Source organism: Streptococcus pseudopneumoniae (assembly GCF_038148935.1).
Classification (GTDB): Bacteria; Bacillota; Bacilli; order Lactobacillales; family Streptococcaceae; genus Streptococcus; species Streptococcus pseudopneumoniae_U.
Map to the genome: position 1 here is coordinate 1 of NZ_JBBJZX010000054.1, position 13,220 is coordinate 13,220.

Consider the following 13,220-nt stretch of genomic DNA (forward strand, 5'->3'; position numbering starts at 1 on the left):
ACATCTTCTCTGGCGCTTCTACTCCAAGCAAGCGAAGGGCTTCTTTGAGAACGACTGCGGTTGCGTAGCTGAGAGCTAGACGGCTGTCGCGTTCTGGGCTTTCATCCAAGATGCGCGTATGTGCATAGTATTTGTTAAAGGCTTGAGCCAGACTAATTGCAAATTTAGCAATGATAGAAGGTTCAAAGTTATCCGCTGCACGGTTGATAATACGTGGGAAGTCTTGAATGAGTTTAATGATTTCCCAGCTTTCAGCATCATTCAAGCTATAGTTGCCAGCTGTTTCAGGTTTGAAATCCGCTTTGCGTAAGATAGATTGGATACGAGCGTAGGCGTATTGAACATAAGGCCCAGTTTCACCCTCGAAGGATACCATAGCCTCTAGGTCGAAATCATATCCATTTGTACGGTCAGTCTTAAGGTCATAGAATTTAATGGCTCCGACCCCAACAGCATGCGCTACCTGGTCTTTGTTTTCAAGTTCAGGATTTTTAGCTTCGATTTGGGCCTTGGCACGACTAACAGCCTCTGCAACAGTAGGCTCTAGCAAGATGACATTCCCTTTACGAGTAGAGAGTTTCTTCCCTTCTTTTGTAACCAAACCAAAAGGAACGTGAGTAATGTCGTCACTCCAATCGTAGCCCATCTCTTGCAAGACAGCTTTGAGCTGTTTAAAGTGGGCAGATTGCTCTTGACCAACAACGTAGATAGATTTAGCAAATTGGTATTCGTTTTTACGGTAAAGGGCTGCAGCCAAGTCACGTGTGATATAGAGAGTTGCTCCATCAGATTTCTTGATAAGGGCTGGATGTTCAATTCCGTATTTCTCAAGATTCACAACTTGGGCACCTTCTGATTCAACAAGAAGGCCTTTTTCAGAAAGAATGTCTACAACGGCATCCATCTTATCATTGTAGAAGGCTTCTCCGTTGTAGCTGTCAAAGTCAACCTTCAATTCATGGTAAAGGCGGTTAAATTCCACTAAACTTTCATCACGGAACCATTGCCAAAGTGCAAGAGCTTCCTCATCTCCATTTTCCAGTTTACGGAACCATTCGCGTGCTTCTTCATCCAAGCTAGGGTCGTTTTCGGCTTCAGCATTGATGCGGACATAGAGTTTAAGAAGTTCATCGATTGGATGAGCTTTTACAGCTTCTTCGTCGCCCCATTTTTTGTAGGCAACAATCAACATTCCAAACTGTTTACCCCAGTCTCCCAAGTGGTTGACCTTGACTGTTTGATAACCGATTTTTTGGAAGATATGTGACAAGCTATCTCCGATAACAGTTGAGCGCAGGTGACCAATAGAGAATGGTTTAGCGATATTGGGACTAGACATATCGATAACAACATTTTCTTGTTTACCAATATTTTGATCAGCATAGTGTTCTTTTTCAGTGATAACAGCTTGCAATACTTGAGCAGAAATGGCAGATTTATCAAGGAAAAAGTTGACGTAAGGTCCAGTTGCGACAACCTTTTCAAAGGCTTGACTGTTAATTTTTTCAGCCAGTTCAGCCGCAATCATTTGTGGTGCTTTACGTTCGACTTTTGCAAGAGAAAAAGCAGGGAAAGCGATGTCTCCCATTTCTGAGTTTTTAGGGGTTTCCAGTAAATTTAAAATAGCCTCTTGGTCCAGGCTATCAATGACGCTAGCCAATTCGCTAGCAATCAATTCTTTTGTATTCATTAAGAGCTCCTTTTTGGACTTTTCTACTATTTTATCACAATTTTAAAGAAAGAAGAAAAAATTTTTGAAATCTCCTATTTTTTTGGTATAATATAGTTATAAAATTAGTTATAAATATTCACATAAGAGGATTTTATGAGAAAAAGAGATCGTCATCAGTTAATAAAAAAAATGATTACTGAGGAGAAATTAAGTACACAAAAAGAAATTCAAGATCGGTTGGAAGCGCACAATGTCTTTGTGACGCAGACAACCCTGTCTCGTGATTTGCGCGAAATCGGCTTGACCAAGGTCAAGAAAAATGATATGGTGTATTATGTACTAGCAAATGAGACAGAAAAGATTGATTTGGTGGAATTTTTGTCTCATCATTTAGAAGGCGTTGCAAGAGCAGAGTTTACTTTGGTGCTTCATACCAAACTAGGAGAAGCCTCTGTTTTGGCAAATATTGTAGATGCAAACAAGGATGAATGGATTTTAGGAACAGTTGCTGGTGCCAATACCTTATTGGTCATTTGTCGAGACCAGCACGTTGCCAAACTCATGGAAGATCGTTTGCTAGATTTGATGAAAGATAAGTAAGGTCTTGGGAGTTGCTCTCAAGACTTATTTTTGACAAGGAGAGACGGAAAATGGCGACAGAAAAGCTATCACCCGGCATGCAACAGTATGTGGATATTAAAAAGCAATATCCAGATGCTTTTTTGCTCTTTCGGATGGGTGATTTTTATGAATTATTTTATGAGGATGCGGTCAATGCTGCGCAGATTCTGGAAATTTCCTTAACGAGTCGCAACAAGAATGCCGACAATCCGATTCCTATGGCGGGTGTTCCCTATCATTCTGCCCAACAGTACATCGATGTCTTGATTGAGCAGGGTTATAAGGTGGCTATCGCAGAGCAGATGGAAGATCCTAAACAAGCAGTTGGGGTTGTGAAACGAGAGGTTGTTCAGGTCATTACGCCAGGGACAGTGGTCGATAGCAGTAAGCCAGACAGTCAGAACAACTTCTTGGTTGCCATAGACCGTGCTGGCAGTCAATTTGGCCTAGCTTATATGGACCTGGTGACGGGTGACTTTTATGTGACAGGTCTTTTGGATTTCACGCTGGTTTGTGGGGAAATCCGTAATCTCAAGGCGCGAGAAGTGGTGCTGGGCTATGACTTGTCTGAAGAAGAGGAACAAATCCTTAGTCGTCAGATGAATTTGGTGCTTTCCTATGAAAAAGAAGGCTTTGAAGACCTTCATTTACTGGATTCACGATTGGCAGCTGTGGAGCAAGCGGCATCTAGTAAGCTACTCCAGTATGTTCATCGGACTCAGATGAGGGAATTGAACCACCTCAAGCCTGTTATCCGCTATGAAATCAAAGATTTCTTGCAGATGGATTATGCGACCAAGGCTAGTCTGGATTTGGTTGAGAATGCTCGGTCAGGCAAGAAGCAAGGTAGTCTTTTCTGGCTTTTGGATGAAACTAAAACAGCTATGGGTATGCGTCTGTTACGTTCTTGGATTCATCGCCCCTTGATTGATAAGGAACGAATCGTCCAACGTCAAGAAGTAGTGCAGGTCTTTCTTGACCACTTCTTTGAGCGCAGTGATTTGACAGACAGTCTCAAGGGTGTTTATGACATTGAGCGCTTGGCTAGTCGTGTTTCTTTTGGCAAAACCAATCCTAAGGATCTCTTGCAGTTGGCGACTACCTTGTCTAGTGTGCCACGGATTCGTGCGATTTTAGAAGGAATGGAGCAACCTGCTCTAGCCTATCTCATCGAACAACTAGATGCCATTCCAGAGTTGGAGAACTTGATTAGCGCAGCGATTGCTCCTGAAGCTCCTCATGTGATTACGGATGGGGGTATTATCCGAACTGGATTTGATGAGACCTTAGACAAGTACCGTCGCGTTCTCAGAGAAGGGACTGGTTGGATTGCTGAGATTGAGGCTAAGGAGCGAGAAAACTCTGGTATCAGCACGCTTAAGATTGACTACAATAAAAAGGATGGTTACTATTTCCATGTGACCAATTCGCAACTGGGAAATGTGCCTGCTCACTTTTTCCGCAAGGCGACGCTGAAAAACTCGGAACGCTTTGGAACCGAAGAATTAGCCCGTATCGAGGGAGATATGCTGGAGGCGCGTGAGAAGTCAGCCAACCTAGAGTACGAAATCTTTATGCGTATCCGTGAAGAGGTCAGCAAGTACATCCAACGTTTACAAGCTCTAGCCCAAGGAATTGCGACAGTTGATGTCTTGCAAAGTCTGGCGGTTGTAGCTGAAACCCAGCATTTGATTCGACCTGAATTCGGAGATGGTTCGCGAATTGATATCCAGAAAGGGCGCCATGCTGTCGTTGAAAAGGTTATGGGGGCTCAGACCTATATTCCCAATACGATTCAGATGGCAGAAGATACCAGTATTCAACTGATTACAGGGCCCAACATGAGCGGGAAGTCTACCTATATGCGTCAGTTAGCCATGACGGCGATTATGGCCCAGCTAGGCTCTTATGTACCGGCAGAAAGCGCCCATTTACCGATTTTTGATGCGATCTTTACCCGTATCGGAGCAGCCGATGACTTGGTTTCAGGTCAGTCAACCTTTATGGTGGAGATGATGGAGGCCAATAATGCCATTTCGCATGCCACCAAAAATTCCTTGATTCTCTTTGATGAGTTAGGTCGTGGAACTGCAACTTACGACGGTATGGCTCTTGCTCAGTCCATCATCGAATACATTCATGAACATATCGGAGCCAAGACCCTCTTTGCGACCCACTACCATGAGTTGACTAGTCTGGAGTCTAGTTTACAACACTTGGTCAATGTCCACGTGGCAACCTTGGAGCAGGATGGGCAGGTCACCTTCCTTCACAAGATCGAACCAGGACCAGCTGACAAATCCTACGGTATTCATGTTGCCAAGATTGCTGGCTTGCCAGCAGACCTGTTAGCAAGGGCGGATAAGATTTTGACTCAGCTAGAGAGTCAAGGAACAGAAAGTCCTGCTCCCATGAGGCAAACAAGTGCTGTCACAGAACAGATTTCACTATTTGATACGGCAGAAGAGCATCCTATCCTAGCAGAATTAGCTAAACTGGATGTTTACAATATGACACCTATGCAGGCTATGAATGTCTTGGTCGAGTTAAAACAGAAACTATAAAGAGAAAATTACTTGTCATTCTAGCTGTATCAAGGAGACTTCTTTGACAATCCTCCACTTTTTTGCTAGAATAACATCACACAAACAGAATGAGAAGGAGCTGACACATTGTCGCTCCCTTTTGTCTATTTTTTAAGGAGAAAATATGCTGATTCAGAAAATAAAAACCTACAAGTGGCAGGCCTTAGCTTCGCTCCTGATGACAGGCTTGATGGTTGCTAGTTCACTTTTGCAACCGCGTTATCTGCAGGAAGTCTTAGACGCCCTCCTTGCTGGAAAATATGAAGCTATTTATAGTATCGGGGCTTGGTTGATTGGTGTGGCCGTGGTTGGTCTAGTTGCTGGTGGGCTCAATGTTGTCCTCGCAGCCTATATTGCCCAAGGAGTTTCATCTGACCTTCGAGAGGATGCCTTCCGTAAAATCCAAACCTTTTCTTATGCCAATATTGAACAATTTAATGCGGGAAATCTAGTCGTTCGCATGACAAATGATATCAACCAGATTCAGAATGTCGTCATGATGACCTTCCAAATTCTTTTCAGACTTCCCCTCTTGTTCATCGGTTCGTTTATCTTGGCGGTTCAAACCCTACCTTCTCTGTGGTGGGTGATTGTTCTCATGGTAGTCTTGATTTTTGGTTTGACTGCAGTCATGATGGGGATGATGGGGCCTCGTTTTGCCAAGTTTCAAACCCTTCTTGAGCGCATCAATGCCATTGCCAAGGAAAATCTGCGCGGTGTTCGTGTGGTCAAGTCCTTTGTACAAGAAAAAGAGCAATTTGCTAAGTTTACGGAGGTTTCAGACGAGTTACTCGGTCAAAATCTTTACATCGGTTATGCCTTTTCAGTAGTGGAACCCTTTATGATGTTGGTCGGTTATGGGGCGGTTTTCCTCTCTATTTGGCTGGTTGCAGGGATGGTTCAGTCGGATCCGTCAGTTGTTGGCTCCATTGCTTCCTTTGTCAATTACCTAAGCCAGATTATCTTTACCATTGTTATGGTTGGATTTTTGGGAAATTCTGTCAGTCGTGCTATGATTTCTATGCGTCGTATTCGAGAAATTTTGGATGCAGAGCCAGCCATGACCTTCAAGGATGTGCCAGATGAAGAGTTGGTTGGAAGTCTTAGCTTTGAAAATGTGACCTTTACCTATCCAATGGACAAGGAACCTATGCTGAAAGATGTGAGCTTTACTATTGAACCTGGTCAGATGGTTGGTGTCGTTGGAGCGACTGGTGCAGGAAAATCAACCTTGGCTCAATTGATTCCACGTCTCTTTGACCCGCAGGAAGGGGCTATCAAAATCGGTGGCAAGGATATTCGAGAAGTGAGTGAAGGGACCCTGCGTAAAACAGTGTCTATCGTTCTTCAACGTGCCATTCTCTTTAGTGGAACGATTGCTGATAACTTGAGACAGGGTAAGGGAGATGCTACTCTATTTGAAATGGAGCGTGCAGCCAATATTGCCCAGGCTAGCGAATTCATTCATCGTATGGAGAAAACCTTTGAAAGTCCAGTTGAGGAACGGGGGACTAATTTCTCTGGTGGGCAAAAGCAACGGATGTCGATTGCTCGTGGAATTGTCAGCAATCCACGTATTCTGATTTTTGACGATTCGACCTCGGCCTTGGATGCCAAGTCAGAGCGCCTGGTGCAAGAAGCCTTGAATAAGGACTTGAAGGGAACAACAACCATTATCATCGCGCAAAAGATTAGCTCGGTTGTCCATGCAGATAAAATTCTGGTTCTAGATCAAGGACGATTGATTGGTCAAGGTACGCATGCAGACTTGGTTGCCAACAATGCTGTTTACCGCGAAATCTATGAAACACAGAAAGGAAAGGAGGAGTAAAATGAAGACAGTTCAATTTTTTTGGAATTATTTTAAAGTCTATAAGCTATCATTTGTAGTTGTCATCCTGATGATTGTTCTGGCGACTCTTGCCCAAGCCCTCTTTCCGGTCTTTTCTGGACAAGCAGTGACGCAGTTAGCTAATTTAGTTCAAGCTTATCAAGATGGTAATCCAGAACTTGTTTGGCAAAGCCTATCAGGAATCATGGTCAATCTTGGCCTGCTGGTTTTGGTTCTATTTATCTCCAGTGTCATATACATGTGTCTCATGACGCGCGTGATTGCAGAATCGACCAACGAGATGCGCAAAGGCCTATTCGGTAAGCTTGCTCGCTTGACGGTTTCTTTCTTTGACCGCCGACAAGATGGCGATATCCTATCTCGTTTTACCAGTGATTTGGATAATATCCTCCAAGCCTTTAATGAAAGTCTGGTTCAGGTCATGAGCAATATTGTTTTATACATTGGTCTGATTCTTGTCATGTTTTCGAGAAATGTGACGCTGGCCCTCATCACCATTGCCAGCACACCAGTAGCCTTCCTCATGCTGATTTTTATCGTAAAAATGGCACGGAAATATACCAACCTCCAGCAGAAAGAGGTAGGGAAGCTCAACGCCTATATGGACGAGAGTATTTCAGGCCAAAAAGCCGTGATTGTGCAAGGAATTCAAGAGGATATGATGGCAGGATTTCTTGAACAAAATGAGCGCGTGCGCAAGGCGACCTTTAAAGGAAGAATGTTCTCAGGAATTCTTTTCCCTGTCATGAATGGGATGAGCTTGGTTAATACAGCCATCGTCATCTTTGCTGGTTCAGCTGTACTTTTGAATGATAAGTCTATTGAAACAAGTACAGCCCTAGGTTTGATTGTTATGTTTGCCCAATTTTCACAGCAGTACTACCAGCCTATTATCCAAGTTGCAGCGAGTTGGGGAAGCCTTCAGTTGGCCTTTACAGGTGCTGAACGAATTCAGGAAATGTTTGACGCAGAGGAAGAAATCCGACCTGAAAAGGCTCCAATCTTCACTAAGTTGCAAGAAGGTGTTGAAATTAGTCATATTGATTTTTCATACTTGCCTGATAAACCTATTTTGAAAGATGTCAGCATTTCTGCCCCGAAAGGTCAGATGACAGCGGTTGTTGGTCCGACAGGGTCAGGGAAAACGACTATTATGAACCTCATCAATCGCTTTTATGATGTTGATGCTGGTGGTATTTATTTTGACGGCAAAGACATCCGTGACTATGATTTAGATAGTCTCAGAAGCAAGGTGGGAATTGTCTTGCAGGATTCGGTCTTGTTTAGCGGAACGATTCGAGACAATATCCGTTTTGGTGTGCCAGATGCTAGTCAAGAAATGGTTGAGGCAGCAGCAAAAGCAACCCACATTCACGACTATATCGAAAGTTTGCCTGATAAATACGATACCCTTATCGATGATGACCAGAGCATCTTCTCAACAGGACAGAAACAATTGATTTCTATCGCTCGAACCCTGATGACAGATCCAGAAGTTCTCATTCTAGATGAAGCAACTTCAAACGTAGATACGGTGACAGAAAGCAAGATTCAGCATGCTATGGAGGCGGTTGTAGCGGGTAGAACCAGTTTTGTCATTGCCCATCGCTTGAAAACCATTCTCAATGCAGACCAGATTATTGTCCTTAAAGATGGAGAAGTCATTGAACGCGGTAATCACCATGAACTCTTGAAACTAGGTGGATTCTACTCAGAACTCTATCACAATCAATTTGTCTTCGAATAAGAAAGAAGTTGTCCTATGGGGCAGCTTTTTCTTGTCCATAAAAAATATTTATCACATCCTTAAAAAAAACATATTAGACGAAAGGTGTTTTGAGTGATATGATAGGACTATCGTTAATATTCGAAAGGAGAGACATCATGGCTAGAACGGTTGTAGGAGTTGCTGCAAATCTATGTCCCGTAGACGCAGAAGGCAAAAACATTCATTCATCTGTATCTTGTAGATTCGCAGAGAGCATTCGTCAAGTCGGCGGTCTCCCTTTAGTCATTCCTGTTGGTGATGAGTCAGTTGTACGCGATTATGTGGAAATGATTGACAAGCTTATTTTGACAGGCGGTCAAAATGTCCATCCTCAGTTTTATGGAGAGAAAAAGACCATTGAGAGCGATGATTACAATCTGGTCCGTGATGAATTTGAATTGGCACTCTTGAAGGAAGCGCTCCGTCAGAATAAACCAATTATGGCAATCTGCCGTGGTGTCCAACTTGTCAATGTTGCCTTTGGGGGAACCCTCAATCAAGAAATCGAAGGTCACTGGCAAGGATTACCTTTCGGAACATCTCACTCTATTGAGACAGTGGAAGGAAGCGTGGTGGCTAAGCTATTTGGAAAAGAAAGTCAGGTCAATTCCGTCCATCGTCAAAGTATTAAAGATTTGGCACCTAATTTCCGTGTAACTGCTATTGATCCAAGAGACCAGACCATCGAAGCGATTGAATCTATCGACGAGCACCGCATTATCGGTTTGCAGTGGCATCCAGAGTTTCTGGTCAATGAAGAAGATGGCAATTTAGAATTATTTGAGTATTTATTGAATGAACTGTAACGACTGGAACATCTAGTCGTTCTTTCTTTTATTTTTTTCAAAATTTTTGGAATGTGGGATTTTTACGCAAACGTTTGAATTCTGATAAAATTGGAGAAATTTGACAAAAAAACTTGAAAAAAACGAAGGTAAGCGTTATGATAGAAAAGAAGAAATATTGGAGGAATAACATGTCACATATTAAATTTGATTATTCAAAAGTTTTAGACAAATTTGTTGCACCACATGAAGTGGAATACATGCAATCACAAGTAACAGCAGCAGATGAATTGATCCGTAAAGGAACTGGTGCTGGTAGCGACTTCTTGGGATGGTTGGACCTTCCTGAAAACTACGACCGCGAAGAATTTAACCGTATCTTGAAAGCTGCTGAGCAAATCAAATCAGACAGCGATGTCTTGGTTGTAATTGGTATCGGTGGATCTTACCTTGGTGCCAAAGCAGCAATCGACTTCTTGAACCACCACTTTGCTAACTTGCAAACAAAAGAAGAACGCAAGGCTCCACAAATCCTTTACGCAGGAAATTCAATCTCATCTACTTACCTTGCTGACTTGGTAGAGTATGTTGCAGACAAAGACTTCTCAGTAAACGTGATTTCTAAATCAGGTACAACAACTGAACCAGCGATTGCTTTCCGTGTCTTCAAAGAACTCTTGGTTAAGAAATACGGTCAAGAAGAAGCCAACAAACGTATCTATGCAACAACTGACCGCCAAAAAGGTGCTGTTAAGGTTGAAGCAGACGCTAACGGTTGGGAAACATTTGTTGTTCCAGATGATATCGGTGGACGCTTCTCAGTATTGACAGCCGTTGGTTTGCTTCCAATCGCAGCATCAGGAGCTGACATCAAAGCCCTTATGGAAGGTGCTAACGCAGCTCGCAAAGACTACACTTCAGACAAAATCTCTGAAAACGAAGCTTACCAATATGCAGCTGTTCGTAACATCCTTTACCGTAAAGGCTATGCAACTGAAATTTTGGTAAACTATGAGCCATCACTTCAGTACTTCTCAGAATGGTGGAAACAATTGGCTGGTGAATCAGAAGGGAAAGACCAAAAAGGTATCTACCCAACTTCAGCCAACTTTTCAACTGACTTGCACTCACTTGGTCAATTTATCCAAGAAGGAACTCGTATCATGTTTGAAACAGTTGTCCGTGTTGACAAACCTCGTAAAAACGTGATTATCCCTAGCTTGGAAGAAGACCTTGATGGACTTGGTTACCTTCAAGGAAAAGACGTTGACTTTGTAAACAAAAAAGCGACTGACGGTGTTCTTCTTGCCCACACAGATGGTGACGTACCAAACATGTACGTGACTCTTCCAGAGCAAGACGCCTTCACTCTTGGTTACACTATCTACTTCTTCGAATTGGCTATCGCCCTTTCAGGTTACTTGAATGCCATCAACCCATTTGACCAACCAGGTGTTGAAGCTTACAAACGTAACATGTTCGCCCTTCTTGGAAAACCAGGATTTGAAGAATTGAGCAAAGAACTTAACGCACGTCTATAATAGAAGAAAAGAGTGGTTTGTCCGCTCTTTTTACTCTCTTTATCCATAGAAATTGGACTCAGCCAAGACTTGTGATATAATATAGAGAGCAAAAAGGCAGACGCCTAGAGACTTTATAGGAGAAACTATGTCAAAAGATATCCGCGTACGTTACGCACCAAGTCCAACAGGACTACTACACATCGGGAATGCCCGTACAGCATTGTTCAACTACCTTTACGCCCGTCATCACGGTGGGACTTTTATCATCCGTATCGAAGATACTGATCGTAAACGCCATGTTGAGGACGGTGAACGTTCACAGCTTGAAAACCTTCGTTGGCTGGGTATGGATTGGGATGAAAGTCCAGAAACACATGAAAACTACCGCCAGTCTGAGCGTTTGGACTTGTATCAAAAATACATCGACCAATTACTAGCTGAAGGAAAAGCCTACAAATCTTATGTTACAGAAGAAGAGTTGGCAGCTGAACGCGAACGCCAAGAAGCAGCTGGTGAAACCCCTCGTTACATCAATGAATACCTTGGTATGAGTGAAGAAGAAAAAGCAGCTTACATCGCAGAACGTGAAGCTGCTGGGATCATCCCAACAGTTCGTTTGGTTGTTAATGAGTCAGGTATCTACAAGTGGCATGATATGGTCAAAGGTGATATCGAATTTGAAGGTGGCAATATCGGTGGTGACTGGGTTATCCAAAAGAAAGACGGTTACCCAACTTACAACTTTGCCGTTGTCATCGATGACCACGATATGCAAATCTCTCATGTAATCCGTGGAGACGACCACATTGCTAATACACCAAAACAGCTCATGGTTTATGAAGCGCTTGGTTGGGAAGCTCCAGAGTTTGGTCACATGACCTTGATTATCAACTCTGAGACTGGGAAAAAATTGTCTAAACGCGATACCAACACCCTTCAGTTTATCGAAGACTACCGTAAAAAAGGTTATTTACCAGAAGCAGTCTTTAACTTTATTGCTCTTCTTGGTTGGAACCCAGGTGGCGAAGATGAAATCTTCTCTCGTGAAGAACTCATTAAACTTTTCGATGAAAACCGCCTGAGCAAGTCTCCGGCAGCCTTTGACCAGAAAAAACTAGACTGGATGAGCAATGACTATATCAAGAATGCAGACCTAGAAACTATCTTTGAAATGGCAAAACCATTCCTAGAAGAAGCAGGACGATTGACTGACAAGGCTGAAAAATTAGTTGAGCTCTATAAACCACAAATGAAATCAGTAGATGAGATTATCCCATTGACAGATCTCTTCTTCTCAGATTTTCCAGAATTGACCGAAGCAGAGCGTGAAGTCATGGCGGGTGAAACAGTTCCAACAGTTCTTGAAACCTTCAAGGCAAAACTTGAAGCGATGACAGATGATGAATTTGTAACAGAAAATATCTTCCCACAAATTAAAGCAGTCCAAAAAGAAACAGGTATTAAAGGGAAAAATCTTTTCATGCCTATTCGTATCGCAGTTTCAGGTGAAATGCATGGACCAGAATTGCCAGATACTATCTTCTTGTTAGGTCGTGAAAAATCAATCCAGCATATCGAAAACATGCTAAAAGAAATCTCTAAGTAAGAAAGGTACAATAATGGACATCTGGGAAAAGATGTACGAAGAAGCACAGAAACTATACAATCCACATGAAGTATCAGACTTTGTTTATGCCAATCATGTTGTAGCTGCAGTAGAAGCAGAAGATGGACAAATATTTACAGGATTCTGTATGGAGGGAACCTGTGGTGTTTTCCATCTCTGCGCAGAGCGAGCGGCCCTCTTCAATATGTACCAATTTTCAGGACAAACTAAGGTTAAAAAAGTCTTAGCCTTTCGAGACAAACCACCTTATGGTGGAAGTTCAGGAATGCCCTGTGGAGCTTGCAGAGAATTTCTCTTGGAGTTGAACGCTGAAAATAAAGATGCAGAATTCATGATGGACTATAATATAAGAAAAACAGTGAAAGTCGCAGAACTAATGCCCTATTGGTGGGGAGAAGAACGTGCTTCTAAGTTTAATGAACAATAGAAGAGTCAGTATAATTCTGGCTCTTTTTACTATAATTTGAAAAAAAGGTAAATTCCCAAACTAAGTTCTACTGCTAATCCAAGTGGAAGTTAGTCTGATAAAAATCGTAAAAACCAGTGGAAATTCGTGTCAGGGTAAGTTCCACTGGTTTTAATCATGCTTGATTTCTTGACCGAACGCTTCCGATTATTTTCATAAGACTGTTGAGCATAGTCGGCAGAATAAACCGCTTTGAAGCGCCCTTTTCCAAGACATTGTCGGACTGTCCCACGCTTGATTTCAGTATGGATAGTTTGAGGAGCTTTTCCAAGTAGAGAAGCAATTTCTCTATTTGATTTTCCTTCTTTTTTCCATCGTTCA

Annotated in this window: 9 protein-coding genes and 1 pseudogene; 8 read left to right on the plus strand and 2 right to left on the minus strand. The window is 42.6% G+C overall.

Annotated features, from left to right (window positions below):
- Window positions 1–1,690: arginine--tRNA ligase (argS, locus tag WKI42_RS06945; protein WP_368081525.1), on the minus strand; the 1,690-nt coding region annotated here is incomplete at its 3' end.
- 135 nt (window positions 1,691–1,825) lie between these two features.
- On the opposite strand from argS, the gene argR reads away from it, so the two are divergent.
- The 8 genes from argR (at window position 1,826) to WKI42_RS06985 (ending at window position 12,860) form a co-directional block, all read left to right on the plus strand.
- Window positions 1,826–2,272: an arginine repressor gene (gene argR / locus WKI42_RS06950; RefSeq protein ID WP_001231476.1), complete on the plus strand. Its 447-nt coding sequence runs from the start codon at window positions 1,826–1,828 to the stop codon at window positions 2,270–2,272.
- A 50-nt stretch (window positions 2,273–2,322) separates the two neighbouring features.
- A complete protein-coding gene (gene mutS / locus WKI42_RS06955; RefSeq protein WP_368081526.1) occupies window positions 2,323–4,857 on the plus strand; it encodes a DNA mismatch repair protein MutS in 2,535 nt (844 codons plus the stop codon).
- A 145-nt stretch (window positions 4,858–5,002) separates the two neighbouring features.
- Window positions 5,003–6,709 carry a multidrug efflux ABC transporter subunit PatA gene (patA, locus tag WKI42_RS06960; RefSeq protein ID WP_173214521.1) on the plus strand — a complete coding sequence of 569 codons (1,707 nt, stop codon included), beginning with the start codon at window positions 5,003–5,005 and terminating at the stop codon, window positions 6,707–6,709.
- A gap of 1 nt (window position 6,710) precedes the next feature.
- Window positions 6,711–8,477: a multidrug efflux ABC transporter subunit PatB gene (gene patB, locus WKI42_RS06965; protein WP_261046563.1), complete on the plus strand. Its 1,767-nt coding sequence runs from the start codon at window positions 6,711–6,713 to the stop codon at window positions 8,475–8,477.
- A 137-nt stretch (window positions 8,478–8,614) separates the two neighbouring features.
- Window positions 8,615–9,304, plus strand: a complete 690-nt coding sequence (locus WKI42_RS06970; RefSeq protein ID WP_000124770.1) for a gamma-glutamyl-gamma-aminobutyrate hydrolase family protein — start codon at window positions 8,615–8,617, stop codon at window positions 9,302–9,304.
- A 170-nt stretch (window positions 9,305–9,474) separates the two neighbouring features.
- The gene (locus tag WKI42_RS06975; RefSeq protein WP_176140012.1) at window positions 9,475–10,824 is read left to right on the plus strand and encodes a glucose-6-phosphate isomerase; all 1,350 of its coding nucleotides are present in this window, start codon (window positions 9,475–9,477) and stop codon (window positions 10,822–10,824) included.
- A 127-nt stretch (window positions 10,825–10,951) separates the two neighbouring features.
- Window positions 10,952–12,412, plus strand: coding sequence for a glutamate--tRNA ligase (gene gltX, locus WKI42_RS06980; protein ID WP_368081527.1), 1,461 nt, complete (start codon window positions 10,952–10,954; stop codon window positions 12,410–12,412).
- 13 nt (window positions 12,413–12,425) lie between these two features.
- The gene (locus WKI42_RS06985; protein WP_368081528.1) at window positions 12,426–12,860 is read left to right on the plus strand and encodes a cytidine deaminase; all 435 of its coding nucleotides are present in this window, start codon (window positions 12,426–12,428) and stop codon (window positions 12,858–12,860) included.
- 149 nt (window positions 12,861–13,009) lie between these two features.
- Here the strand turns inward: WKI42_RS06985 and WKI42_RS06990 are convergent.
- Window positions 13,010–13,220 (minus strand): annotated as a pseudogene (locus WKI42_RS06990) (helix-turn-helix domain-containing protein); the annotation flags it as partial.